Annotated in this window: 17 protein-coding genes and 1 tRNA gene; 13 read left to right on the top strand and 5 right to left on the bottom strand. The window is 73.0% G+C overall.

From position 1 onward, the window contains the following. Positions 1 to 54: 54 nt before the first annotated feature. A tRNA-Ala gene (locus ACZ4VF_RS12190) sits at positions 55 to 127 on the top strand. Between the two features lie 118 nt (positions 128 to 245). Here the strand turns inward: ACZ4VF_RS12190 and ACZ4VF_RS12185 are convergent. Both ACZ4VF_RS12185 and ACZ4VF_RS12180 read right to left on the bottom strand, forming a co-directional pair. Beyond that, positions 246 to 1,856: an NADH-ubiquinone oxidoreductase-F iron-sulfur binding region domain-containing protein gene (locus ACZ4VF_RS12185; protein WP_467925324.1), complete on the bottom strand. Its 1,611-nt coding sequence runs from the start codon at positions 1,854 to 1,856 to the stop codon at positions 246 to 248. Next, positions 1,853 to 3,136, bottom strand: a complete 1,284-nt coding sequence (locus tag ACZ4VF_RS12180; protein WP_467925322.1) for a cytochrome b/b6 domain-containing protein — start codon at positions 3,134 to 3,136, stop codon at positions 1,853 to 1,855. The genes ACZ4VF_RS12185 and ACZ4VF_RS12180 overlap by 4 nt, the downstream gene beginning before the upstream one ends. 401 nt (positions 3,137 to 3,537) lie before the next feature. Here ACZ4VF_RS12180 and leuS point away from each other — a divergent pair, with 401 nt between their 5' ends. The 8 genes from leuS to holA all read left to right on the top strand — a co-directional run bounded on the left by leuS (position 3,538) and on the right by holA (position 14,917). Beyond that, the gene (gene leuS / locus ACZ4VF_RS12175; protein WP_467925320.1) at positions 3,538 to 6,420 is read left to right on the top strand and encodes a leucine--tRNA ligase; all 2,883 of its coding nucleotides are present in this window, start codon (positions 3,538 to 3,540) and stop codon (positions 6,418 to 6,420) included. 290 nt (positions 6,421 to 6,710) lie between these two features. Continuing rightward, complete coding sequence (locus tag ACZ4VF_RS12170) at positions 6,711 to 7,454, top strand: hypothetical protein (RefSeq protein ID WP_467925318.1); 744 nt, start codon at positions 6,711 to 6,713, stop codon at positions 7,452 to 7,454. Between the two features lie 72 nt (positions 7,455 to 7,526). Continuing rightward, a complete protein-coding gene (locus ACZ4VF_RS12165) occupies positions 7,527 to 8,372 on the top strand; it encodes a DegV family protein (protein ID WP_467925316.1) in 846 nt (281 codons plus the stop codon). 532 nt (positions 8,373 to 8,904) lie between these two features. Beyond that, positions 8,905 to 9,693: a ComEA family DNA-binding protein gene (locus ACZ4VF_RS12160; RefSeq protein WP_467925314.1), complete on the top strand. Its 789-nt coding sequence runs from the start codon at positions 8,905 to 8,907 to the stop codon at positions 9,691 to 9,693. Positions 9,694 to 9,770: 77 nt separating this feature from the next. Then, positions 9,771 to 12,323: a ComEC/Rec2 family competence protein gene (locus ACZ4VF_RS12155; RefSeq protein ID WP_467925309.1), complete on the top strand. Its 2,553-nt coding sequence runs from the start codon at positions 9,771 to 9,773 to the stop codon at positions 12,321 to 12,323. Positions 12,324 to 12,384: 61 nt separating this feature from the next. Further along, positions 12,385 to 13,251: an arylamine N-acetyltransferase family protein gene (locus ACZ4VF_RS12150; RefSeq protein ID WP_467925307.1), complete on the top strand. Its 867-nt coding sequence runs from the start codon at positions 12,385 to 12,387 to the stop codon at positions 13,249 to 13,251. A gap of 212 nt (positions 13,252 to 13,463) precedes the next feature. Beyond that, positions 13,464 to 13,709 carry a hypothetical protein gene (locus tag ACZ4VF_RS12145; RefSeq protein WP_467925305.1) on the top strand — a complete coding sequence of 82 codons (246 nt, stop codon included), beginning with the start codon at positions 13,464 to 13,466 and terminating at the stop codon, positions 13,707 to 13,709. A gap of 218 nt (positions 13,710 to 13,927) precedes the next feature. Then, entirely contained in the window at positions 13,928 to 14,917 is a 990-nt protein-coding gene (gene holA / locus ACZ4VF_RS12140) for a DNA polymerase III subunit delta (RefSeq protein WP_467925303.1), read from the top strand. Positions 14,918 to 15,477: 560 nt separating this feature from the next. Here the strand turns inward: holA and rpsT are convergent. Further along, on the bottom strand, positions 15,478 to 15,744 hold the full coding sequence (gene rpsT, locus ACZ4VF_RS12135; protein WP_004001350.1) for a 30S ribosomal protein S20: 267 nt from the start codon (positions 15,742 to 15,744) through the stop codon (positions 15,478 to 15,480). 225 nt (positions 15,745 to 15,969) lie between these two features. Between rpsT and lepA the strand changes: the two genes are divergently transcribed. From lepA to hemW, 4 genes are all read left to right on the top strand, one after another. Next, the gene (lepA, locus tag ACZ4VF_RS12130; protein ID WP_467925300.1) at positions 15,970 to 17,844 is read left to right on the top strand and encodes a translation elongation factor 4; all 1,875 of its coding nucleotides are present in this window, start codon (positions 15,970 to 15,972) and stop codon (positions 17,842 to 17,844) included. A 261-nt stretch (positions 17,845 to 18,105) separates the two neighbouring features. Continuing rightward, complete coding sequence (locus ACZ4VF_RS12125; protein WP_467925299.1) at positions 18,106 to 19,980, top strand: AMP-dependent synthetase/ligase; 1,875 nt, start codon at positions 18,106 to 18,108, stop codon at positions 19,978 to 19,980. A gap of 246 nt (positions 19,981 to 20,226) precedes the next feature. Then, positions 20,227 to 22,047 carry a SpoIIE family protein phosphatase gene (locus tag ACZ4VF_RS12120; protein ID WP_467925638.1) on the top strand — a complete coding sequence of 607 codons (1,821 nt, stop codon included), beginning with the start codon at positions 20,227 to 20,229 and terminating at the stop codon, positions 22,045 to 22,047. Between the two features lie 27 nt (positions 22,048 to 22,074). After that, positions 22,075 to 23,307, top strand: a complete 1,233-nt coding sequence (gene hemW, locus ACZ4VF_RS12115) for a radical SAM family heme chaperone HemW (protein WP_467925297.1) — start codon at positions 22,075 to 22,077, stop codon at positions 23,305 to 23,307. Positions 23,308 to 23,398: 91 nt separating this feature from the next. On the opposite strand, the gene ACZ4VF_RS12110 is transcribed toward hemW, so the two are convergent. Both ACZ4VF_RS12110 and ACZ4VF_RS12105 read right to left on the bottom strand, forming a co-directional pair. After that, entirely contained in the window at positions 23,399 to 24,271 is an 873-nt protein-coding gene (locus tag ACZ4VF_RS12110) for a DUF3097 domain-containing protein (RefSeq protein ID WP_467925295.1), read from the bottom strand. A gap of 840 nt (positions 24,272 to 25,111) precedes the next feature. Then, positions 25,112 to 25,834: an MBL fold metallo-hydrolase gene (locus ACZ4VF_RS12105; RefSeq protein ID WP_467925293.1), complete on the bottom strand. Its 723-nt coding sequence runs from the start codon at positions 25,832 to 25,834 to the stop codon at positions 25,112 to 25,114. Positions 25,835 to 25,839 lie beyond the last annotated feature (5 nt).

The following is a 25,839-nucleotide window of genomic DNA, read 5'->3' as shown; positions in this document are numbered from 1 at the left end:
GCGGGCCCTGTAATGTTTACGTCGTCGCCGGGGGAACCCGGCGGGACACAACAAGGGGCTATAGCTCAGTTGGTAGAGCGCCTGCATGGCATGCAGGAGGTCAGGAGTTCAATTCTCCTTAGCTCCACAGAAATCGAAGGCGGATCATCCCACGGATGATCCGCCTTCGGTGTGTTGTGCCCCCATGACGCGCGCGTGGGTGGGGGCGGGTCACCGGCTCGGGTGACCCGCCGTTCCCTACGCGCTCAGCGGCCCAGCGCGCGCCGGCCGCGCCCCTGGGACAGGACCGGCAGGTTCCGCGACGGCGCCTGCCCGCGCGTGTCCTCCTCGATGCGCAGGGCGAGCGCCGGGCAGCGGCGTACCGCGCGCAGGGCCTTCGCCTCCGCGTACCGCGGCACCCGCGCCTGGGCGACGGTCGGGAATCCGTCGGCGCCCAGCTCGAACACCTCCGGGAGGATGTCCGCGCACAGTCCGTGGCCCCGGCACAGCGTCCAGTCGACGTAGATCTTCTGGCGGCTGGAGCCGGACTCCTCGGGCTCTGCGCCGCCCGGGATGCCCGTGGGGGCCCTGCCTCCCTCGAAGAGCGGCAGAACGCCCTCCACGGGCCGTCCGCAGCCATTGCCGAGGACGTGTGCGGCCAAGTCGTCGGTGAACGCCTTGATGGTCGACTCGAGGAACATCGCCGAGCCGTCCGGGTGCGAACACGCCCCGCGCCGCTTCACGTTCTTGGCGACCTGCTTGAGTGCCTCCAGGGCGGCCGGTCCGCCGCCGTTGAGGATGTCCTCCATCCCGCGCGCGGCGGCCGGCAGTCCGAGGTAGCAGGGTCCGCACTGGCCGGCGCTCTCCTCGGCCAGCCACTGCGCGACCCGCAGCGACTCGCCCAGCGGGCACGTCTCCTGGCTGATCGGCAGGATCGCGCCCGCGCCCAGCGAACCGCCCACCGCGTCCAGCGAGTTGCGGGAGACGATCGCCTCGTTCACGGTGGCCGCGTCGATCCACTTGCCGTGATAGCCGCCGGTCAGCACGCCCTGCGGCACCGGCGGGGCGCCCGCCAGCTGCAGCACGTAGCGCAGCGGCACGCCCGTGGGGACCTCGATCACCATCGGGCGGGCCACCGCCCCGGACACGGTGAGCATCACGGTGCCCGGTTCGTCGTACAGGCCGGTGTTGCCGTAGCGCTCCGGGCCGATACGGGCGGCGATGGCCAGCTGCGCGAACGTCTCCGCGTTCGACAGCAGCGTGGGTGCGCCGCCGACGCCGCTCTGCGAGGCGCTGATCTTGCGGCCGGGCGGGATCGCCGGGCCGCCGTCGATCGAGCGGACCAGCGAGGCGGCCGCACCGGTGACCATGCGGACCGGATTGCGCTGCACCCACGCGCGCAGTGCCGATCTACGGCTGTTGCTCAGGCCCCGCTCGGCGAGCGCGGCCTCCATGGAGCGCTGGGTGGACTCCCGGGTGACGCCGATCACGAGCGTGCGCGCGCCGAGCGCCTCGGCGCACAGCAGCGCGCCGTCCAGGATGAGGTGCGGGGCACGGTTGATCAGCACCGTGTCCTTCCGGCAGGCCGGTTCGTCCTCGCTGCCGTTGACCACGACGACCGGCCGCACCCCGCGCTTGATGGCCGACTCGGCGACCGAGCGCAGCTTCTTGTGGAACGGGAAACCGGCGCCGCCGCGCCCCTTCAGGTTGATGCGTTCGGCGAGCTGGGCGAGCTGCTCGCCGCCCAGCGGATCGAGCGGCCCGTGCACCTTCAGATGCATGGGGAGATCGAGCCGCTCCACAAGGTCGAAGCCCGACGTGAGCTGGGGAAGCCCGACCACGCGGACTTCGGGGACGTCGGGCAGGGCCTCGTTCACTTAAAGCCTCCGGAAGGCATGTTCCAAGGTTCGCCCGAACCCGGTGCCTCATAGGACGAACCGGGCAGCGTTTCGGTGGCGGGACCGCTGTTGAACGTGTCACTCGGGTTGTACGTGCCGTAGAGGCCGTTTGTCTCACCGGTGTCGTACACGTCACTCCCGCCGTATCCCGTGGCGCCCGGATTGCCATAGACCGGGATGGTGTAGCCGGTGTCCTGGAGCGGGTCGTACGCGGACGGCGGGGCCTCGCCGACCGGCGGCGGGGACGGGATCGGCCAGCTGCCCGAGGTGCTGGAGGGGCCGTCCACGCGCGGGACGGCCTCCGTGGGCTGGAGATCCAGCGGCAGGTCCATCCGGGCGGTCTGGCCGGCCGCGAAGGGCTGCTGCGGGCGGCCCGGCGTGGAGACCGCGCGGTAGGCCGCCGCGAAGCCGGAGGCGGGCTCACCGGCCGGGGCGGCCGGGGTCTGGTACAGCGGGGACGCCGTGGCCCCGGCGGGTGCCGGCCTCGGCTCCCGGCGGCTCTCGAAGCCGGGCAGCGCCGACTCGGCCACCCGGGAACGGCTCGCGTCCAGATCGTCGAGCCCGGGCCGCTCCGAACTGCCGAACAGGGCCACCAGCCGGTCGGCGACCCTCCGCTTGACCGGGCGCGGTGCGGCGCGCAGCGCGAGGGCGCCCATCACGCCGAGCAGGGAGAGGCTGTAGAGGATCACGAAGACCGGCTTGGCCGATCGACCCGCGTAGAGGCCGTGGACCAGCGCGGCACACCAGGCCGGGTAGGCCAGCATGTGCATGGCCCGCCAGCGGGCGGCGACCGGGGCCGGCGTGGCGAAGTTGCTGCGCAGGGCGCCGGTGATGCCCACGAAGATCATCAGCAGCCCCGCCAGCGAGCCCAGGCCGATCAGGCCGCCGATCCCGGTGACGCCGAGCGAGAACGGGATGATCGCGGCGATCAGCCGGGTGTGGTCCAGGGCGATCTTCGTGGTGATGTGCAGCAACAGGAACGCGATGGAGGCGACCGCGGTCGTCCGGTGCACCGCCTGGCCGATGATCCGCTGCCGGGTGTTCAGGAAGATCCGGTCCTGCGCGAACAGGCCCCAGATCACCGAGCAGCTCAGCGAGACGAGGGAGAGCACGCCCGCGCCGAAGTTCAGGAACTCGCGGAACTGGCTGCCTCCGACCAGCACGATCACGGGTATGAGCAGCAGGACGACAGCGGACGCCACCCCATAGGCCGAGCGGCCGGGTTTGGGGAGCGAGCTGGTACTACGACGAGGGTTCATGGGGGCAACTCCGAGCAGTTTCGGGAAAGCGGTCCCGCTGCCGCACTCTAGGTGGCGCCATACCGATCAGTACGGGGTTTGAGTTATTGCGTTGTTATCAACAGACAATGCGACGGGGGCGGTGTCCCATAGGGGACGGTACGCGAAGTAATTGCTGACCTTCGTTCAGTTCCGGCGGGCTTCGTGACATGTCCATCAGGGATACGGAAGCGCCTCGCGGCTTGCTCAAGGGCTGCGGTACCCTAACGCCATGCGTGCCGTACGCCTTCTGCTTAGCGGGCCGCGCTGATCAGTACCGACCCCGGTCCCACCGTGAGGTCGGCATCGGCGCGGCGTCCCCTCCTGTGCGAGGGGCTTTTTCATTTCCGCAGGCAGAGACGATCGATGGAGCTTTGAGGATCATGAGCGAGACGAACCCCGCTGCCACCGCCGGCGCGTCGGCGGAGGCCGCGCCGCACCGCTACACGGCCGCACTGGCAGCCGACATCGAGGCACGCTGGCAGGACTTCTGGGACGCCGACGGCACCTACGCGGCTCCGAACCCCACGGGCGACCTGGCGGGCGATCCCGCGGTGGCCGCCCGGCCCAAGAAGTTCATCATGGACATGTTCCCGTACCCCTCCGGTGCGGGCCTGCACGTCGGCCACCCGCTGGGTTACATCGCCACCGACGTCTACGCCCGGTTCCAGCGCATGACCGGCCACAACGTCCTGCACACCCTGGGCTTCGACGCCTTCGGCCTGCCCGCAGAGCAGTACGCCGTGCAGACCGGCACGCACCCGCGCGTGTCCACCGAGGCCAACATGGAGAACATGAAGGCCCAGCTGCGCCGGCTGGGCCTGGGCCACGACAAGCGCCGGTCGTTCGCCACGATCGACCCGGAGTACTACAAGTGGACCCAGTGGATCTTCCTGCAGATCTTCAACTCCTGGTACGACGAGGAAGCCCGCAAGGCCCGCCCGATCTCCGAGCTGATCGCTCAGTTCGAGTCCGGTGAGCGCGCGATTCCGGGCTCCACGCGCGCGTGGAGCCAGCTGACCGCCGCCGAGCGCGCCGAGATCCTGGGCGAGTACCGCCTGGCCTACGCCTCCGACGCGCCCGTCAACTGGTGCCCGGGCCTGGGCACCGTGCTGGCCAACGAGGAGGTCACCGCCGACGGCCGGTCCGAGCGCGGCAACTTCCCCGTCTTCAAGGCCAAGCTGCGCCAGTGGAACATGCGCATCACCGCCTACGCCGACCGGCTGCTGGAGGACCTGGAGGGGCTGGACTGGCCCGAGGCCATCAAGCTGCAGCAGCGCAACTGGATCGGCCGCAGCGAGGGCGCCCGCGTCGACTTCCCGATCGACGGCGAACGCATCACGGTCTTCACCACCCGCCCCGACACCCTGTTCGGCGCGACCTACATGGTGCTGGCGCCCGAGCACCCGCTGGTCGACAAGTTCACCCCCCAGGCCTGGCCCGAGGGCACGCACGAGGTGTGGACCGGCGGCCACGCCACCCCCGCCGACGCCGTCGCCGCCTACCGCGCGCAGGCCGCCTCGAAGTCCGACGTCGAGCGGCAGGCCGAGGCCAAGGACAAGACCGGCGTCTTCACCGGCGCGTTCGCGACCAACCCGGTCAACGGCGAGCGGGTCCCGGTCTTCATCGCCGACTACGTCCTGATGGGCTACGGCACCGGCGCGATCATGGCCGTCCCCGGACACGACAGCCGTGACTTCGCCTTCGCGCGCGCCTTCGAGCTGCCGATCCGCTGCGTGGTCGAGCCGACCGACGGCCGCGGCACCGACCCGTCCACCTGGGACGACGCCTTCGTCTCCTACGACGCGAAGATCGTCAACTCCGACAGCGACGACGTGAAGCTGAACGGCCTGGGCGTGGTCGAAGCCAAGGCGCGCATCACCGAATGGCTGGCGCGCGAGGGCATCGGCGAGGGCACCGTAAACTTCCGGCTGCGGGACTGGCTCTTCAGCCGCCAGCGCTACTGGGGCGAGCCCTTCCCGATCGTCTACGACGAGGACGGCGTCGCCCACGCGCTGCCCGAGTCGATGCTGCCGCTGGAGCTGCCCGAGGTCGAGGACTACAGCCCGCGCACCTTCGACCCGGACGACGCCGACACCCAGCCCGAGACGCCGCTGTCGCGCAACGAGGAATGGGTCAACGTCACCCTGGACCTGGGCGACGGCCCCAAGAAGTACCGTCGCGAGACCAACACCATGCCCAACTGGGCCGGTTCCTGCTGGTACGAGTTCCGGTACCTGGACCCGCACAACGACCGCAAGCTGGTCGACCCGGAGATCGAGCGGTACTGGATGGGTCCGCGCGAGGGCCAGCCGCACGGCGGTGTCGACCTGTACGTCGGCGGCGCCGAGCACGCCGTGCTGCACCTGCTGTACGCGCGCTTCTGGTCCAAGGTCCTGTACGACCTGGGGCACGTCTCCTCCGCGGAGCCGTTCCACAAGCTGTTCAACCAGGGCATGATCCAGGCCTACGTCTACCGCGACAGCCGTGGCATCGCGGTGCCGGCCGCCGAGGTGGAGGAGCGCGACGGCGCCTACTACTACCAGGGCGAGCAGGTCAGCCGGCTGCTGGGCAAGATGGGCAAGTCCCTGAAGAACGCGGTGACCCCGGACGAGATCGCCGCCGAGTACGGCGCCGACACGCTGCGCCTGTACGAGATGGCGATGGGTCCGCTGGACGTCTCCCGCCCGTGGGACACGCGCGCGGTGGTCGGCCAGTTCCGGCTGCTGCAGCGGCTGTGGCGCAACATCGTGGACGAGGCCACCGGCGAGGTCACCGTGACCGACGCCGAGCCGGACGAGGACACCCTGCGCGCCCTGCACAAGGCGATCGACGGCGTCCGCCAGGACCTGGAGGGCCTGCGCTTCAACACCGCCATCGCCAAGGTCACCGAGCTGAACAACCACCTGACCAAGGCCGGCGGCCCGGTGCCGCGGTCCGTGGCCGAGCCGCTGGTGCTGATGATCGCCCCGCTGGCCCCGCACATCGCCGAGGAGCTGTGGCGCAAGCTGGGCCACACCGACTCGGTCGTCCACCGGGACTTCCCGGTCGCCGACCCGAACTACGTCGTCGACGAGACCGTGACCTGCGTGGTGCAGGTCAAGGGCAAGGTCAAGGCGCGACTGGAGGTGCCGCCCGCCATCTCCGAGGAGGAGCTGGAGAAGGTGGCGCTGGCCGACGAGAAGGTCGTCGCGGCGCTGGGCGGCGCGGGCATCCGGAAGGTGATCGTGCGGGCGCCGAAGCTGGTCAACATCGTTCCCGCGTGAACCCGCGTGAACCCGCGTGAACCCGCGTGAACCCGCGTGAACCGGCGTGAACCCGCGTGAAAGGGGTGACCGGTCCCACATGACGACCGCGGACCGGTCCCTCGCCGCGACAACCGTGTCATCCCTCCTGCGTGACGGGTGCTTTCCATCGGCTCGGGGTAGCCCCCTACGGGGAGGTTCAGGGTCCTCTGCGGGCAGGTTCGGGGTTCTTCCGGAACTCCGGGCCTGCCCGCAGCGTTTACCGTGGAGAGCACAGCGGCTCGTGCCGTACCGGCCGGAGGAGGAGCGTCATGGACGTAGTGCTGACCGTGTTCGTTCTGCTCTTCCTGCTCGTCGTCGGCCTCGGCGCGTACGCCACGGTCAAGGCGGTCCGCGCCACCAAGCGGGGGGTGGACCGGACCATCGCCCAGGCCCGCCGCGCGGTCGAGGACCAGACCCTGCGCGCGAAGTCCTTCACCCAGACCGGTCCTGCCGCCGAGATCGCCCAGCTGCGGCTCGCGCTGCGCACCTCCATGCGGGCCACGCAGGACGCGCTGCACGCGGGTGCGGCCGAGGACGAGTCGCTGAAGGAGTCCCTCGGCCTCTTCGAGCGGCTCAGCGCGCACGGACACGAGCTGGACGCCGACCTCAAGCGCCTGGAGTCCGAGCCCGACCGGGCCACGCTCACCGAGCGCCTGCCCGAACTGCGCAGCCGTACCGAGCGCATCACCCAGTCCGCCGACTCCCTGCGCTGGGCCGTCCGCGACCGGGCCCGCCGCTTCGCCGACGACGATCTGGGCACCCTCAGCGCCCAGATCGACATCGAAGCGGGCGCCCTGCGCCACTGGACGCGTGCCGAACCCGGCCACGCGTCCCCGCCGTGGCCCGAAGCACCCGCCTCCGCCGCGGCTGGCAGACAGGCCACCGAGCAGACCCGGCCGAAGGCACCCGGGCCCCGCGCGGCCGACGAGCCCGCTCCCGAGGCGATCGCCCCGCCGTCATGGCGTCCCGCTTCCCCTTGGCAGAAGAAACCCCGTCCCGAGAGCACCACATGAGGGTGCGGCTCCACGGCCGCGGCGCAGGGGCCGGGCTGCCGCGCGCGCACGACGACAGGTAACCTCCAGCTCATGTCCCGCCATGTCGCGATCGTCACCGATTCAACGGCCTACCTGCCGCCCCGGGCGATGGAGCGTCATGGCATCACCGCGGTCCCGCTGACCGTGGTCCTCGGCGACCAGGCCCTCGAAGAGGGCACCGAGATTTCGACCCGCTCCCTGGCCCAGGCGCTGCAGAAGCGGCGCTCCGTCACCACCTCCCGGCCCAGCCCGCAGGTCTTCGCCGAGACCTACCGCAGGGTCGCCGAGTCCGGCGCGAGCGGCATCGTCTCCCTGCACCTGTCCGCCGAGTTGTCCGGCACCTACGACGCGGCGGTCCTCGCTGCACGTGAGGCACCGGTGCCCGTGCGGGTCGTGGACACGGGAATGGTCGCGATGGCGCTCGGCTTCTGCGCCCTCGCCGCCGCCGAGACCGCCGAGGCCGGCGGCACTGTCGACGAGGCCGTCGCAGCCGCGGAGAAACGGGCCGCCGGCACCTCCGCCTACTTCTACGTCGACACCCTGGACTACCTTCGCCGCGGCGGCCGGATCGGTGCCGCGCAGGCCCTGCTGGGCTCCGCGCTCGCCGTCAAGCCGCTGCTTCAGCTGGGCGACGGCCGGATCGAGCCGCTCGAGAAAGTCCGTACGGCGTCCAAGGCGATCGCGCGCCTGGAGGAACTGGCCGCCGAGCGGGCGGGCAGCGCCGAGGTCGACATCGCCGTCCACCACCTCGCGGCCCCCGACCGCGCCGCCGCCCTCGCCGACCGGCTGCGGGCCCGCGTCCCTGGCCTGGCCGATCTGCATGTCAGTGAGGTCGGAGCGGTGATCGGCGCACACACCGGGCCCGGGCTGCTGGGCGCGGTCGTCTCCCCCCGCTGACACCGGTCGTTCCGGAGCCGGCCTTCCCGCTCGGCTCCGGAACCCGGCCCGTTTCACTCGTCCGGGTGGCGGAGTTGTCCACAACTGCCCGGGCGTCCACGGAAATTCACCAAGATCATCGCGATGCGGTGGAATGCCCCATCCTCGTCGCATGACACTCCGATCTCGCTCACGTACGGCAACCCCGACCAGCGGCCCCGGCCGTGGCCCCGCCTCCGACGGCCGCCTCCGGCACCGCCGTACGACCGGCCCTCGCCGCCGCGTCCGCCACCGCCCGTCCGAGCCCGCGGAGGAGCTGCGCCGTCGGGTACGACTCCTCTTCGGTGAACAGGCCGTGCAGTGGCGGGAGTCGGGAAACGCGCCGCCGGGCCCGGACGGGCCTGGCGGCGCACCGACGGCAACGGGGACGGGCTTGGCCCCCGGACTGAGCGCGACTGGGGGTTCCGGGCGGGCGGTGCCGGCGGTCAGGTCGGCGCCGCGCGGGGACTGGGAGAGAGCGGCGACTGCGCCTGCACGCGAACCCGGTGGTGCGGTGAGGCTGCCGGAGCGGGAGCCGGAGCCGGAGCCGGAGTCGGCGCTGAGGCGGAAGCCGGACGCGGAGCACCCGGCGGCCGCGGACTGGCGGGTGCGGGCCGGACTGGCTCTGCGCGAGCGGATGCCGGTGTGGCTCCAGACCCGGTACGCGGTGGAGCGGCGGGGAGCCGTGGCGCTCGCCGTGGTGCTCGTGGTCGCCGCGGTCTTCGCGGTGCAGCACTTCTGGGCGGGCCGGCCACAGCAGCTGAGTGCTCCTCAAGTGGTGCGTACCCCCGTGCCCTTCGGGAAGAAGGCCGGGGGAGCGGCCGCCGGACCGGCCGTGGGGACGTCGGCGGCACGCGGTGCGGAGATCGTCGTGGACGTCAGCGGCAAGGTCCGCAAACCGGGGATCCTGCGGCTGCCGGCCGGCGCACGGGTGGCCGACGCGCTGCGGGCGGCGGGCGGCGTCCGGCCGGGCGTGAGCTTGGAGGGACTCAACCGGGCCCGCTTCCTGGTCGACGGCGAACAGGTCGTCGTCGGCACCCCGGCCGGCTCCGCCGCCCCACCCGGCCCGGCAGCCGGTCCGCTCTCCGGGTCCACCGGCACGGGACCGACAGCGCCGGTCTCCCTCAACACGGCCTCCGTGGACCAGCTCGACACCCTCCCCGGGGTCGGCCCCGTACTGGCCCGGCACATCATCGACTACCGCACCCAGCACGGTGGTTTCCGCTCCGTGGACGAACTGCGGGAGGTCAACGGGATCGGCGACCGCCGGTTCACCGATCTGCGCGAGCTGGTACGGCCGTGAACCGCGCGCCCGACAAGGCCGGCCCGCGCTCGGAACCCGGGCGAGGTGAAGCCGGGCAGGCCGTCCGGGGCGGCCCCATGGACCTGCGCCTGGTCCCGCCCGCCCTCACGGCGTGGGCCACGGCGGCCCTGACCCTGGACGCGCCGGCGCCCTGGACCGCCGCGTCCGCTGTCGTCTGCCTGGTCGGCGGCGTCGCCCTCCTGCTGCTGTCGGTACGGCGGCCGGGGACAGGCGGGCGTGGTACCCGGTTCGGCTGGGCGCGCCCAGCCGTCGCCGCGACCCTGCTCTGCGCCGCCGCGGCAGCCACGTCCGCCGGGCTGCACGGGGCTGACGTGCGGCGCGGGCCGGTGCCGGAGCTGGCACGGCGGTCCGCGACCGTGACCGCAGAGGTCGAGGTGAGCGGCGATCCCTGGCTGAGCAGGCCACGGGTGCGAGGCGATCACGCGGCGCCCGTGGCGGTCCTGGCCCGGGCCGAGCTGCGGACCGTCGAGGAGACCGACGGAACGCGTGTGCGGACCCGGACACCCGTGCTGGTGGTCGTCGACCCGGACGTCCCGGCGCCGGACGGCGGTGCCGAGGGGAGCCGGAGTCCCGGGCCGCCCCCGGCCCGTGCCGGACAGGGCACCCCGGCCGGCCGGGCCGCCTGGCTCGGGGTGCTGCCGTCCACACGGCTGCGGGTTGCCGGGCGCCTGGCTCCCGCCCTGACCGGAGGTGACCGGACCGCGGCCGTGCTGCGGGTGCGTGGCCGGCCGGCACCGCGGATCGTGGCGGGGCCGAGCGCAGCACAGCGACTGGCGGGCCGGCTCAGAGCGGGCCTGCGGGAGGCGACCGCGGACCTGCCGGGAGACGCGCGGGCCCTGCTTCCGGGGCTGGTCGTCGGGGACACCTCGCGGATCACGCCGGAACTGGACCACGCCTTCGAGGAGACGGACCTGACGCACACGCTCGCCGTCTCCGGCAGCAACCTCACCGTTCTGCTCGCACTGCTCATCGGGCCGCCCGGCCTGGCACACCGGGCCGAGCGCCGTGGCCTGGCCCCACGACTGGGGCTCTCGCTGCGGGCCACGGCGCTGCTCGCGGGAGCGCTGACGCTGGGCTTCGTGGTCGTCTGCCGCCCCGACCCCAGTGTGCTGCGGGCCGCCGCCTGCGGCACGGTCGCGTTGCTGGCCCTGGCCACCGGGCGCCGCAGGTCCCTGGTGCCGGCGCTGGCCACGGCCGTCCTGCTGCTGGTGCTGTACGACCCGTGGCTGGCCCGCAGTTACGGCTTTCTGCTGTCGGTGCTGGCCACCGGCGCCCTGCTGGTGCTGGCGCCCGGCTGGAGCGAGGCGCTGCGACGCCGCCGGGTGCCGCCGCGGCTCGCCGAGGCACTGGCGGCGGCGGGAGCGGCGCAGGCGGTGTGCGCGCCGGTCGTGGCGGTGCTGTCGGCCCGGGTGAGCCTGGTGGCGGTGCCCTGCAACCTGCTGGCCGAGGTGGCGGTGGCGCCGGCGACCGTGCTCGGCTTCGCGGCGCTCGCGACGGCGCCGATGGTGATGCCGGCGGCCAAGGTTCTGGCGTGGTGCGCGAGTTGGCCCGCCGGGTGGATCGCCGGGGTCGCCCGGGCCGGGGCGGCACTGCCCGGCGCGGGAGTGGACTGGCCGGGAAGCTGGCCGGGGGCGCTGACGCTCGCGGCGGTCACCGTGGCCGTCGTCCTGGCCGGCCGGAGACTGCTGCGGCACCCGCGGTGGTGCGCGCTGCTCGGCGCACTGGTCCTGCTGCTGGTGACGCGGCCGGCGCCGCTGACCCGGGTGATCACGGGCTGGCCGCCTCCGGGCTGGCGGTTCGCGATGTGCGACGTCGGCCAGGGCGACGCGACCGTGCTGGCGGCGGGGGAGGGTGCCGGAGTGGTCGTGGACGCCGGACCCGATCCGGCGCTGGCCGACCACTGCCTGCGGCGGCTGGGCATCACCCGCGTCCCCCTCCTCGTCCTCACCCACTTCCACGCCGACCATGTGGCGGGCCTGCCCGGCGTCCTGCGGGGCCGCTCGGTGGCCGCGATCGAGACGACGGGGCTCACGGAACCGGCGGACCAGGCGGCGTTCGTCCGGCGGGAGGCTGCCGGACGGCACATCCCCGTCACGACGGCCGTCGCCGGAGAGGAACGGCGCACCGGCCCCCTCACCTGGCAGGTCCTGTGGCCCCCGCCGCAGAGCACGCGTCCGCCCGGCGGGGCGGCGGTGCCTCCGCTCCGTCCGGGCGCCCTGTTCGAGCCGGAGGGGCCGAACGATGCCAGTGTCGCGCTGCTCGTGCGCACGGGCGGGCTGAGGCTGCTGCTGCTCGGAGACCTCGAACCCCCGGCCCAGCAGGCCCTGATGCGGTCACCGGCGGCCGCCGAGCTGGCCGGAGTGGACGTGCTGAAGGTGGCCCATCACGGCTCGGCCCATCAGGACCCGGAGCTGATCCGCCTCGCGGCACCCCGGGTGGCACTGGTCTCGGCGGGCGCCGGCAATCCCTACGGCCATCCGGCACCGACGACCATGGCCGCGCTGCGGGCCGGTGGCGCGGCGGTCCTGCGCACCGACCGCGACGGAGCCCTGGCGATCACCGGGACCGGAGGAGTCAAGGGAGGGATACAGGTGGCGAGAGAGAACTAGACACCAGGGAACACGACCAGGGGGTTGGGGGAGCGGCCTGGCCAGAGCCCAGACTGACCCCATGACACCAGCACAGACCGATGCCTGTCCGGCCGACGCCCGTTCGATCGATGCCTATCTCCGCCGGCTGGACCTCGCCCGCCCGCCGCGGCCCACCAGTGAGGCGCTGCGCGAGCTGCACCTGAGCCATCTGCGGACCGTCCCCTTCGAGAACCTGTCCGTCCACCTGGGAGAGGAGATCACGCTGGAGGAGAAGGGCCTGTTGGACAAGGTGACCGAGGCCCGCCGGGGCGGCTTCTGCTACGAACTGAACGGCGCGTTCGCGACGTTGCTCACCGCCCTCGGTTACCAGGTGGAACTGCTCGCGGGGCGGGTGTACGACAGCGAGGGGCGGCTCGGGATCCCCTTCGACCATCTCGCGCTGCGGGTACGGACGGCGGAGGGGGACACCTGGCTCGCCGACGTCGGATTCGGGGCGCACAGCCACTACCCGCTGGCCTACGGGGAGCGCGGGGACCAGGACGACCCCGGAGGCAGGTTCCGGGTGGTGGAGGCCGGCCCGGACCCGGCCGGGGTGCGCGGCGCCGCTGAACCGGGCGCCGGGGACCTGGACGTCGTACGGGAGGGCGAACCGCAGTACCGGCTGGAGACCCGGGCCCGGGTGCTCGGGGACTTCGCGGCCGGGGCCTGGTGGCACAGCACCTCGCCGACGTCGCACTTCACGCGGTCGCTGGTCTGTTCCCGGATCACCGGGGACGGAGGGCGCATCACCCTCAGCGGGCGCAGGCTGAAGACGACCGCGGCGGACGGCACGCAGCGGACGCGCGAGCTGGAGACGGACGACGAGGTGCTGACGGTCTACCGGGAACGCTTCGGGATCGAGCTGAGCTGTGTACCGACTGTGCGAAACCCCGACCCGGCCGGCTGATCCGCCTCGGTCGCGGCGCACGCACGTAATGCGCGTGGATTCACGTGATCGTCGGTTCCGCCCGGAGGTTCCCCTCCCCGCCCGGGCTCGCCCCCGCCCCAGCCCAAGGCCGGCCTGGGCGTCGTGCCGCACGGGCGACCCCGGGCCGTTCCTCCCGCCGCCCCCGCCTGACCTGCCTCTTCACCCCGTCCCCGGTGCCGGACAATGGGCCCGTGAGCGATGTGAGACATGTGCTGGTGCTGCCCGACCGCGACGCCGCCGAGGAGGCGGCCGAGGCGCTCGGGGAGCGGTTCGGGCTCCACGAGGAGCCCCAGCTGGTCCGGGACGCCCTGGCCGGCGAGGACGATGCCGAGGACGCCCAGTGGCTGGTGGTGGTGCGCGACGAGCACGAACGCCTCGACCCCGCCGAACTGGACGCCTTCGCGGGGGAGTGGGACGGCTGGCGCGAGGAGCCCTGACCCCGGCCCGGCCCCCGGACCGCGACCCCTGGAGCCCGGCCCCTGGACCCCAGACCCGGACCCCGGACCCCGGACCATGGACCCCGGCCCCCGGACCCCAGACCCCAGACCCTGGGTCCCCGGTACCCGGGCCCTGACCCCCACCAAGGGTCCGCTCCGGGCCCGGTCAGGGTGCCGGGGCCGCTTCGGTGTCAGTGCCGCGTGGGATGCTGTGAGTGATGGCCAGGAAGACTGCGAACGACGACCCTCTCGCCCCGGTGACCCTTGCCGTGGGCCAGGAGGACCTCCTGCTCGACCGTGCCGTGCAGGAGGTGGTGGCCGCCGCCAAGGCCGCCGACGCCGACACGGACGTACGTGACCTGACCCCGGACCAGCTGCAGCCCGGCACACTCGCCGAGCTGACCAGCCCGTCGCTCTTCGCCGAGCGCAAGGTCGTGGTCGTACGCAACGCGCAGGACCTGACCGCCGACACGGTGAAGGACGTGAAGGCGTACCTCGGTTCGCCCGCCGAGGAGATCACGCTCGTGTTGCTGCACGCGGGCGGCGCCAAGGGCAAGGGGCTGCTGGACGCCGCGCGCAAGGCGGGCGCGCGGGAGGTGGCCTGTCCGAAGATGACCAAGCCGGCGGACCGGCTGGCCTTCGTGCGGGGGGAGTTCCGCTCGTCCGGACGGTCGGCCACCCCCGAGGCGTGCCAGGCGCTCTGCGACGCCATCGGGAGCGATCTGCGGGAGCTGGCCTCCGCGGTCTCCCAGCTGGTCGCCGACGTGGAGGGCACGATCGACGAGGCGGTCGTGGGACGGTACTACACGGGCCGTGCCGAGGCGTCCAGCTTCACCGTCGCCGACCGGGCCGTGGAGGGCCGTACGGCGGAGGCGCTGGAGGCGCTCAGATGGTCGCTGGCCACGGGCGTGGCGCCGGTGATGATCACCAGCGCGCTGGCGCAGGGCGTGCGGGCGATCGGGAAGCTGTCCTCGGCGCGCGGCGGACGGCCGGCCGATCTGGCACGTGAGCTGGGCATGCCTCCGTGGAAGATCGACCGGGTCCGGCAGCAGATGCGGGGCTGGACGCCCGACGGGGTCGCGGTGGCGATGCGAGCGGTCGCCGAGGCCGACGCGGGCGTGAAGGGAGGCGGGGACGATCCCGAGTACGCGCTGGAGAAGGCGGTCGTGGTGATCGCACGGGCGGCGCGGTCGAGGGGCCGGGGCTGATCCGTTCACCCGGCGGTCGCGGCCAGGAGACTCGCACGACGAAGGGCCAGGACACGGCCATCGGGAGGTACGGCCGGCTCTGCCAGGAGACCACGGGAGACCGGTGGCGGCTTCCGGGTGATCCACGCCGGGCGCGAGGCGTCGGCCGGCGGTGCGCCGTGGCCCTGCATCCCATCACACCGGAGCACTAGGACAGGCGGTTCCGAGGGGGCGGCCACCTCGGTCTCCGGAGTGCCGAAGACCGGACCACCGGCATCGACCAGTGCGTCGAGGACGACCAGTGCGTCTGAGGACGATGAACATGCCGAGGACCCCGACAAGCGGGGCAAACGGGACAAGCGGGGAGGCGGGTCGGGTCCGGGGCTGAGTCCCTGGCGCATGCCGAAGGCCCCGGCGCCTGCCTTGGGGAAAGGAGAGGTGCCGAGGCCTTCGGATCAAGCTGGTGTGAGCCCGTTCCCGCGTGGCGAACGCAGGCCGCGAACAGGCTCGGGGGTGCCGGACGGGAGCGGATGAGAGAGGGCCCGCTCTGGGTCCTTCCGGCGGTCAGATCAGAAAGGAGTTCAGCCCTTGAGGGACGCGACCTTGGAAGCAAGCGCCGACTTCTTGTTGGCGGCCTGGTTCTTGTGGATGACGCCCTTCGAGACGGCCTTGTCGAGCGCACGCGCGGCAGCGCGCTGCAGCTCGGTGGCCTTCTCGACGTCACCGGCGGCAGCGGCCTCACGGGCCTTGCGGATCGCGGTCTTCAGGGAGGACTTGACGGCCTTGTTGCGCAGCCGAGCCTTCTCGTTGGTCTTGATCCGCTTGATCTGGGACTTGATGTTCGCCACGAAGGAGCCTTTTCAGGTTCAGGTACGGGGCCGCGGGGGTCCCGTACCGGTGATCCAAACTTTTCTGTCGCGCCTCGCGCTGAGAGGGCATGAGGCACAGCCATCTACAGTACCAGTGGCCTTCCGGACGGCCCAAAACGGCCCCCGGTCCCTCCCCGTGGGACCATGGAGACTACGTAACGATCCGACCCGAGGCATAAGGCGCCTCAAGAGACAGGACCCTGCGTGCCCGCGACCCCTAACCATGTGCCCGAGCCGAGCCGTACCGCCCCGGCTCTGATCCGCAATTTCTGCATCATCGCGCACATCGACCACGGCAAGTCCACGCTCGCCGACCGGATGCTCCAGCTGACCGGTGTGGTCGAGCAGCGGCAGATGCGTGCTCAGTACCTCGACCGGATGGACATCGAGCGCGAGCGCGGCATCACGATCAAGTCCCAGGCGGTGCGTCTGCCCTGGGCCCCGACCGAGGGCCCCGACCAGGGCACGACCCACATCCTCAACATGATCGACACCCCGGGGCACGTCGACTTCACCTACGAGGTCTCGCGGTCGCTCGCCGCCTGCGAGGGGACCATCCTCCTCGTCGACGCCGCCCAGGGCATCGAGGCGCAGACCCTCGCCAACCTGTACCTGGCGATGGAGAACGACCTCACGATCATCCCGGTGCTGAACAAGATCGACCTGCCGGCCGCCCAGCCGGAGAAGTTCGCCGAGGAGCTGGCGAACCTGGTCGGCTGCGACCCGGAGGACGTGCTCAAGGTCTCCGCGAAGACCGGTCTCGGCGTGGACGCGCTGCTGAACAAGGTCGTCAAGGAGATCCCGGCGCCGGTCGGGGTCGCCGACGCACCCGCCCGCGCGATGATCTTCGACTCGGTGTACGACTCGTACCGCGGTGTGGTGACGTACGTCCGTGTCATCGACGGCCAGCTCAACAAGCGCGAGCGCATCAGGATGATGTCGACCGGCGCCACCCACGAGCTGCTGGAGATCGGCGTCAGCTCGCCCGAGATGCTCCCGGCGGACGGCCTCGGCGTGGGTGAGGTGGGATACCTCATCACCGGCGTGAAGGACGTCAGGCAGTCCAAGGTCGGTGACACCGTCACCAGCCAGGCCAAGGGCGCGACCGAGGCGCTCGGCGGCTACAAGGACCCGAAGCCCATGGTGTTCTCGGGTCTGTACCCGCTGGACGGCTCGGACTACCCGGAGCTGCGCGAGGCCCTGGACAAGCTGCAGCTCAACGATGCCGCGCTGGTCTACGAGCCGGAGACCTCCGCCGCCCTCGGCTTCGGTTTCCGCGTCGGCTTCCTCGGCCTGCTGCACCTGGACGTGATCCGGGAGCGGCTGGAGCGCGAGTTCGGCCTCGACCTGATCGCCACCGCGCCGAACGTGGTCTACCGGGTGGTGATGGAGGACGGCAGCGAGCACACCGTCACCAACCCGAGCGAGTTCCCCGAGGGCAAGATCAACGAGGTGTACGAGCCGGTCGTGCGGGCCACCATCCTCGCGCCGACCGAGTTCATCGGCTCGATCATGGAGCTGTGCCAGACCCGGCGCGGCACCCTCCTCGGCATGGACTACCTGTCGGAGGACCGGGTCGAGATCCGCTACACGCTGCCGCTCGCGGAGATCGTGTTCGACTTCTTCGACCAGCTGAAGTCCAAGACCCGCGGCTACGCCTCGCTGGACTACGAGCCCACCGGCGAGCAGACCAGCTCCCTGGTCAAGGTCGACATCCTGCTGCACGGCGACAAGGTGGACGCGTTCTCGGCGATCACCCACAAGGACCAGGCGTACGCGTACGGCGTGCGGCTCGTCGCCAAGCTCAAGGAGCTGATCCCGCGGCAGGCCTTCGAGGTCCCGGTGCAGGCCGCCATCGGCTCCCGGGTCATCGCCCGCGAGACCATCCGCGCCATCCGCAAGGACGTCCTCGCCAAGTGCTACGGCGGTGACATCTCCCGTAAGCGGAAGCTGCTGGAGAAGCAGAAGGAAGGCAAGAAGCGGATGAAGATGGTGGGTTCCGTGGAGGTTCCGCAGGAGGCCTTCATCGCGGTCCTGTCCAGCGATGACAGCGCGGGGTCGGGCAAGGGCAAGAAGTAACCTGAGGTAACAGCCGGTCACGTCCGCAAAGCGGGCATGCGGGGGCCCGTCGTACGAAAGTGCGGCGGGCCCTTGCGCGTGCGTAGCGTCGCGCCGAGTGGAAAGCAACAGGCCGAAGCCCCTTACGCACGGGCCGGTCGCCCCTTACCCTGATCCCTGCTCGATAGTTACTCGCGAGTTAAACAACAGCCCGAAACCCCACCGTGAGTTAACCCAGCCGCACCGAGTCAGCCGCACCGTCGCGGGCCCCCGGAGGATGTCGTGAGCGACACACAGACCCTGATCGAGAACCGTCCGCCGTCCGTGGCAGCCCTCTTCCTGGAGCGCGTGGCGGCCACACCGGACGCCGAGGCCTACCGCTACCCGGTCCCACCGGCCTCCGGCCAGGGCCCCGACGACTGGAAGTCGCTGAGCTGGGCCGAGGCGGCCGAGCGGGTGTACGCCATCGCGGCCGGCCTCATCGACCTGGGCATCCAGCCCGAGCAGCGGGTGGCGCTCGCCTCGTCTACCCGGGTCGAGTGGATCCTCGCCGACCTCGGCATCATGTGCGCCGGCGGCGCCACCACGACCGTCTACCCGCAGACCAACGCCGACGAATCGGCGTTCATCCTCTCCGACTCCGAGAGCCGGGTGCTGATCGCCGAGGACGCGGCCCAGCTCGCCAAGGCCCTGGAGAAGCGCGCCGAACTGCCGGAGCTGACCAAGGTCGTGGTCGTCGACGCGGCCGGCGTCGAGACCGGCGACTGGGTGATCAGCCTCGCGGAGCTGGAGGAGCGGGGCAACGCCTACCTGGAGCAGCACCCGCAGCTGATCAAGGAGCGCGTCGGCGCGATCGCCAAGGACCAGCTCGCCACCCTCATCTACACCTCCGGCACCACCGGCCGCCCCAAGGGCGTGCGCCTGCCGCACGACAACTGGGCCTACATGGCCAAGGCCATCGCCGCGACCGGCCTGATCAGCGGCGTGGACGTGCAGTACCTGTGGCTGCCGCTCGCGCACGTCTTCGGCAAGGTGCTCACCTCCGGCCAGATCGAGGTCGGGCACGTCACCGCCGTCGACGGCCGGGTCGACAAGATCATCGAGAACCTCCCGGTGGTCCAGCCGACGTACATGGCGGCCGTGCCGCGCATCTTCGAGAAGGTCTACAACGGAGTCGCCGCCAAGGCCCGCGAGGGCGGCGGGGCCAAGTACAAGATCTTCCAGTGGGCCGCCGAAGTCGCCCGCGAGTACGCCAAGGCCAGCCAGGACAACTTCCGCCGCACCGGCACCGCCTCCGTGCCGTTCGGGCTCGGCGCCAGGCACAAGGTCGCCGACACCCTCGTCTACGGCAAGCTCCGCGAGGCCTTCGGCGGCCGGCTGCGCGCCTGCGTCTCCGGCGCCTCCGCGCTCTCCCCGGAGATCGGCTACTTCTTCGCCGGCGCCGGCATCCACATCCTGGAGGGCTACGGCCTCACGGAGACCTCCGCGGCCTCCTTCGTCAACCCGGGCGAGGCGTACCGCACCGGCACGGTCGGCAAGCCGCTGCCCGGCACCGAGGTCCGCATCGCCGACGACGGCGAGATCCTGCTGCGCGGCCCCGGCATCATGGAGGGCTACCACCAGCAGCCCGAGAAGACCGCCGAGGTGCTGGAGTCCGACGGCTGGTTCCACACCGGCGACATCGGCGAGCTGTCCCCCGACGGCTACCTGCGCATCACCGACCGCAAGAAGGACCTCATCAAGACGTCCGGCGGCAAGTACGTCGCCCCGGCCGAGGTCGAGGGGCAGTTCAAGGCGGTGTGCCCGTACGTGTCCAACATTCTCGTGCACGGCGCCGACCGGAACTACTGCACCGCCCTCATCGCCCTGGACGAACTCGCGATCCAGGAGTGGGCGAAGGAGAACGGACTGGAGGGCAGGCCGTACGCCGAGATCGTCGCCGCGCCGCAGACGGTCGAGATGGTCGACGGGTACGTGCGGCAGCTCAACGCCGGGCTCCAGCGCTGGCAGACGATCAAGAAGTTCCGGCTGCTGCCGCGGGACCTCGATGTGGAGCACGGCGAGATCACGCCGAGCCTGAAGCTGAAGCGGCCGGTGGTGGAGCGGGAGTACAAGCACCTCATCGACGAGATGTACGCGGGGACGCGGGAGGCGTAGCGCCGTTCCGGAGGGCCGGTCGGGTCGGTGGGGCCGGTGGGGAGCGCCGGCGGTCGCGGGCCGTCCGTGGGGCCGGGCGCGCCCCGCGGCGGACCGCGTGCCGACACCGCCCCGCGCCGCTTGGGGAGTTTGTGACTGGGCGCCGCCGTCGCGTGCTCGACGGCGCTCGAAAGTGTCCGCCTTCCGGCCACTTGAGTAACTCACCGCTTATACGCGCCCCCTGTCTGTCACCCTGACCGCATGGATATGGCGGCCATACCGACGCAGCGGGAGAGCGGCGCCCAGCCCGGGGAGCGGCGGGGGCGGGCCACGCTGCCCGGGAGCGCCCTCGCCCCGGGGTCGGCCCGCGCGCTGGTGCGGGCCGCCCTGACCGCGGCGCCCGGGGTCTCCGCGCGGCTCGCCGACGACGTCATGGCCGTCGTCAGCGAGCTGGTCACCAACGCCGTCGTGCACGCCGGCACCGAGGTGCACGTCGAGTGGCGGCTGGAGGAGACCGGCGCGTTCGTGGTCGAGGTGGGCGACCAGCACCCGTTCCGTGCCCCGCGGGACGCCACGGGAGGCGAGGGGACGTACGACACCCCGGAGTACGGGCGCGGCCTGCGCCTCGTCGCCACGCTCGCCGAGTCCTGGGGCGTCACCTACCGCACCGGCGCCAAGACCGTGTGGGCGCGGCTGCCCCCGGGCGACGGCGAACCCCTGGACGGACCCGCCCCCGAGCCCGCCCTGGGGATCGCCGAGGACCTCGCCCCGCAGCCGCACCGCGCCGACGGCGACCGGGACTGGCTCGGCCGGGGCGCCCTGTCCTTCCTCGCCGAGGCCTCCGACCTGCTCGCCGGACAGCTGGACGAGAACCTGGTCGTCGCGCTCACCGGCCAGCTGATCGTGCCCCGGCTCGCCGACTGGTGCGCGGTCTGGCTGGAGGACGAGGCGACCGTACGCGGCGGTGCCGACCACGGGCCCGCACGGGTCTGGCACGCCGGCGAGACCCGCGTCGAGGAACTGCGGTGCGCCCTGGAGAAGGAACCGCCGGGCCCGCCCGACGGGCTGCGCTCCGGCCCCCGGCCCCACCCCTGGCCCGGCCACGCGCTCGGCCCCCAGGGCGCCCAGGGGACGGCGCTGTCGTACCGGCTGATCGCGGGCGGCCGGCCGCTCGGCACACTGGTCATCGGCCGGTGCGGGCCGGAGGGTGTTCCCGACGAGGTCACCGGGCTGCTGGAGGACCTCGGCCGCAGGGTCGCGCTGGCCATCGGCGCGGCCCGCCAGTACGCCCGCCAGGCCACCATCAGCGCCGTCCTGCAGCGCGGCCTGCTGCCCGGCGCGGTCGCCGAGATCCCCGGCATGCGCAGCGCGCTCGTCTACGAGCCCTGCGACAAGGGCGGCCCGAGCGGCGACTTCTACGACCTGTTCCCGGCGGGCGACGGCCGCTGGTGCTTCGCCGTCGGCGACGTCCAGGGCAAGGGCCCCGAGGCCGCCGTGGTGATCGGCCTCGCCCGGCCCTGGCTGCGCCTCCTCGCCCGCGAGGGCTACCGCGTCGCCGACGTCCTGGACCGCCTCAATCAGCTCCTCCTGGACGACGCCACCGAGGCGTCCGACGCCGCCGCCCGCGCCCTGGTCGCCGCCGGCGCCCGGCCCCTGGCCGCCGGGGACGGCCCGCAGACCCGCTTTCTCTCCCTGCTCTACGGCGAGCTGCGGCCGTACGACGGCGGGGTCCGCTGCACCCTCGCCTCCGCCGGCCACCCGCTGCCGCTCGTGCTCGGCCCCGACGGCACCGTCCGCACCGCCGCCCGTCCGCAGACCCTGCTCGGCGTGGTCGAGGACGAGACCTACACCAGCGAGACCCTCGACCTGCGCCCCGGGGACAGCCTGCTGTGCGTCACCGACGGGGTGACCGAGCGACGCTCCGGGACCCGCCAGTTCGACGACGGCGACGGGCTCGCCCGCGCCCTGTCCGGCTGCGCCGGGCTCGACGCCGAGCAGATCGCTGAAAGGATCCGCCGCCTGGTCCACGACTTCGGCGGCGGACTGCCCGAGGACGACCTCGCCCTGCTGGTGCTCCAGGCGGAGTAACACCACCGGTGCTGGACAATGGAAGGCATGCCTTCCGCACTCCCCGACGGCGAGCCCGTCCCCACCTACGGCGCGCTGCCCGCGCACGCGCTCGCCGGGGCCGCCGACCGCCCGCTCGGTTTCTACCTGCACGTCCCGTACTGCGCGACCCGCTGCGGGTACTGCGACTTCAACACCTACACGGCGACCGAGCTGCGCGGCACCGGCGGGGTGCTCGCCTCCCGGGACAACTACGCGGACACGCTGACCGACGAGATCCGGCTGGCCCGGAAGGTGCTGGGCGACGACCCGCGCGAGGTCCGTACGGTCTTCGTCGGGGGCGGTACGCCGACGCTGCTGGCCGCCGACGACCTCGTACGGATGCTGGGGGCGATCCGGGACGAGTTCGGGCTGGCGCCGGACGCCGAGGTCACGACCGAGGCGAACCCGGAGTCCGTCGACCCCGCCTACCTCGCCACCCTCCGCGAGGGCGGCTTCAACCGGATCTCCTTCGGCATGCAGAGCGCCAGGCAGCACGTGCTGAGGGTCCTGGACCGCACCCACACCCCCGGCCGCCCCGAGCGTTGCGTCGCCGAGGCGCGGGCGGCGGGCTTCCAGCACGTCAACCTGGACCTGATCTACGGCACCCCGGGCGAGAGCGACGACGACTGGCGGGCCTCGCTGGACGCCGCCCTCGGCGCCGGCCCCGACCACGTCAGCGCCTACGCGCTCATCGTCGAGGAGGGCACTCAGCTCGCCCGCCGGATCCGCCGGGGCGAGGTCCCGATGACCGACGACGACGTGCACGCCGACCGGTACCTCATCGCGGAGGAGATGCTGGGCGCGGCGGGCTTCGACTGGTACGAGGTCTCCAACTGGGCCACCTCCGAGGCGGGCCGCTGCCTGCACAACGAGCTGTACTGGCGCGGCGCCGACTGGTGGGGGGCCGGGCCGGGCGCCCACTCGCACGTGGGCGGCGTCCGCTGGTGGAACGTGAAGCACCCGGGGGCGTACGCGGCGGCGCTGGCGTCGGGGAAGTCGCCGGGCGCCGGGCGTGAGCTGCTGTCCGACGAGGACCGGCGGGTGGAGCGGATCCTGCTGGAGCTGCGGCTGCGGGAGGGGGTCCCGCTGTCGCTGCTGAAGGAGGAGGGACTCGCCGCGTCCCGTCGCGCGCTGGCGGACGGACTCCTCCAGGAGGGGCCGTACGGGGAGGGGCGGGCCGTGCTGACGCTGCGGGGGCGGCTGCTGGCGGACGCGGTGGTGCGGGACCTGGTCGACTGATCACCCCGGCGCGTGAGTGCCCCCGGGACGCCGGGCCCGTCCCCGACGTGACGACGGCCGGCCCCGACACCGTGCACGGCACTCCCCGGCGTCAGGCCCCGCCGCTGCCCGTGACGAAGTCGATCAGCTCCTCCACGCGTCCCAGCAGCTCCGGCTCCAGGTCCTTGTAGGACCCCACCCGCTTCAGGATCGCCTGCCACACCGCGCCGGTGTTCTCCGACGGCCAGCCCAGGGCCCGGCACACCCCCGTCTTCCAGTCCTGCCCCTTCGGCACCGCCGGCCAGGCCGGGATGCCCAGGGCCGCCGGTTTCACGGCCTGCCAGATGTCGATGAACGGGTGGCCGACGACCAGGGCGTGCTCGCTGGTCACCGACTCCGCGATGCGCCACTCCTTCGTGCCCGGCAGCAGGTGGTCCACCAGGACGCCGAGGCGGGCGTCGGGGCCCGGGGCGAAGCCGGAGACGATGGAGGGCAGGTCGTCGACGCCCTCCAGGTACTCCACGACCACGCCCTCGACGCGCAGGTCGTCGCCCCACACCTTCTCGACCAGCTCGGCGTCGTGCCGGCCCTCGACGTAGATGCGGCCGGCGCGGGCCACGCGCGCGCGTGCCTGGGGGACGGCGACGGAGCCGGACGCCGTACGGGTGGGACGTACCGGGGCCGAGGGGGCGGGCCGTACGAGCGTCACCACGCGGCCCTCCAGCAGGAAGCCGCGCGGCTCCAGCGGGAACACCCGGTGCTTGCCGAAGCGGTCCTCCAGGGTCACCGTGCCGGCCTCGCAGCGGATCACCGCCCCGCAGAACCCGGTACCGGGCTCCTCCACCACCAGGCCCGGCTCGGCCGGCACCTCCGGCACGGGCTTCCGCTTCTTCCACGGAGGGGTCAGGTCGGCGGAGTACACACGAGGGCGCGGACCCGGGGGGCCCTCGTGGGAGGGGTGCTGGCGGGAGACGGGTGGGCGCATTCGGATGACGATAGGAGAACCCGTACGGAGCCGCTCACGACACGCCGGAGATCGAGCCGAAACGCCGGGTGTTCCGGGCCGGGGGTGGGTTTGCGCCGCACGGGTCTGCCGGGCGTCCCTCGCCGTGGGCCGGCTCGCGCCGCACAGGACCGCCGTGTGTTCCGCGCCGGGGTCCGGCTCGCGCCGCGCAGGACCGCCGTGTGTCCCGGGCCGGGGGCGGGCTCGCCCCGCACGAGTCCGCCGTGTGTTCCGCGCCGGGGTCCGGCTCGCCCCGCACAGGACCGCCGTGTGTCCCGGGCCGGGGGCGGGCTGGCGCCGCACGAGTCTGCCGGGCGTCCCGCGCCGTGGGCCAGCTCGCGCCGCACGAGTCCGCCGTGTGTCCCGCGCCTTGGTCCGGCTCGCCCCGCACAGGAACCGCCGTGCGTCCCGCGCCGTGGGCCAGCTCGCCCCGCACAAGACGGCCGTGCGTCCCGGGCCGGGGGCTCGCGCCGCACAGGACCGCCGGGTGTTCCGGGCCGGGGCCGGCTCGCCCCGCACGAGTCCGCCGTGTGTTCCGGGCCGGGGCCGGCTCGCCCCGCACGAGGCCGCCGTGCGTCCCGCGCCGGAGGCCGGCTCGCCCCGCACAGGACCGCCGGGCGTCCCGCGCCGGGATCCGGCTCGCCCCGCGCGAGTCCGCCGGCCGTCCCGCGCCGGAGGCCCGCCGCAGCCGCCGTCCCGCGCCGGAGGCCCGCCGCGGCCGCCGTCCCGCGCCGGAGGCCCGCCGCGGCCGCCGTCCCACGTCGGAGGCCCGCCGCAGCCGCCGTCCCGCGCCGGAGGCCCGCAGCCGCGCCCGGCCTCCGCTCACCCCACACCGAACCGCCTCGCCAGTTCGTCCCGCTGTCGTCGTACGAAGTCCGCGTCCACCACCGCTCCGTGGCCGGGTACGTACAGCGCGTCCTCGCCGCCGAGGGACAGCAGGCGGTCGAGGGCGTCCGGCCAGCGGGACGGGACCGCGTCCGGGCCCGCCTGGGGCTCGCCGGACTCCTCCACCAGGTCGCCGCAGAAGACCACCTCCGGATCGCCCGGCACCAGGACCGCGAGGTCGTACGCGGTGTGGCCGGGGCCCACGTTGGCCAGCAGCGCCTGGCGACCGCCGCCGAGGTCGAGGGTCCACTCGCCGGAGACCAGGTGCCGGGGGGCGGTCAGGGCCTCCACGGCCTCGTCGGCGTCGGCCACCGGCAGCCCGTTGCGGACCGCGTCCAGACGCAGCTCGTCGCGCTCGTGCGTCAGCGCGGCGTCCACCCCCACCGCCCCGTACAGCTCCGCCCCCGCGAACGCCGCCGCGCCGAAGACGTGGTCGAAGTGGGGGTGGGTGAGCGCGAGATGGGTCACACCGCCGCCCGCCAGCCGCTCGGCCCGCGCGCGCAGCCGGGCCCCCTCCGCCAGGCTCGAACCGGCGTCCACGAGGAGGGTCGTGCCCTCCCCCAGGACCAGCCCCGCCGTGCAGTCCCAGCCGGGCAGCCGGCACCGCCCCACCCCGGCGGTCAGCCGCTCCCACCCCAGCTCTTCCCAAGTCACGGTCATACCCG

This window comes from Streptomyces sp. NPDC029151 (genome assembly GCF_055564315.1).
This window is presented reverse-complemented; position numbering and strand designations above follow the sequence as displayed.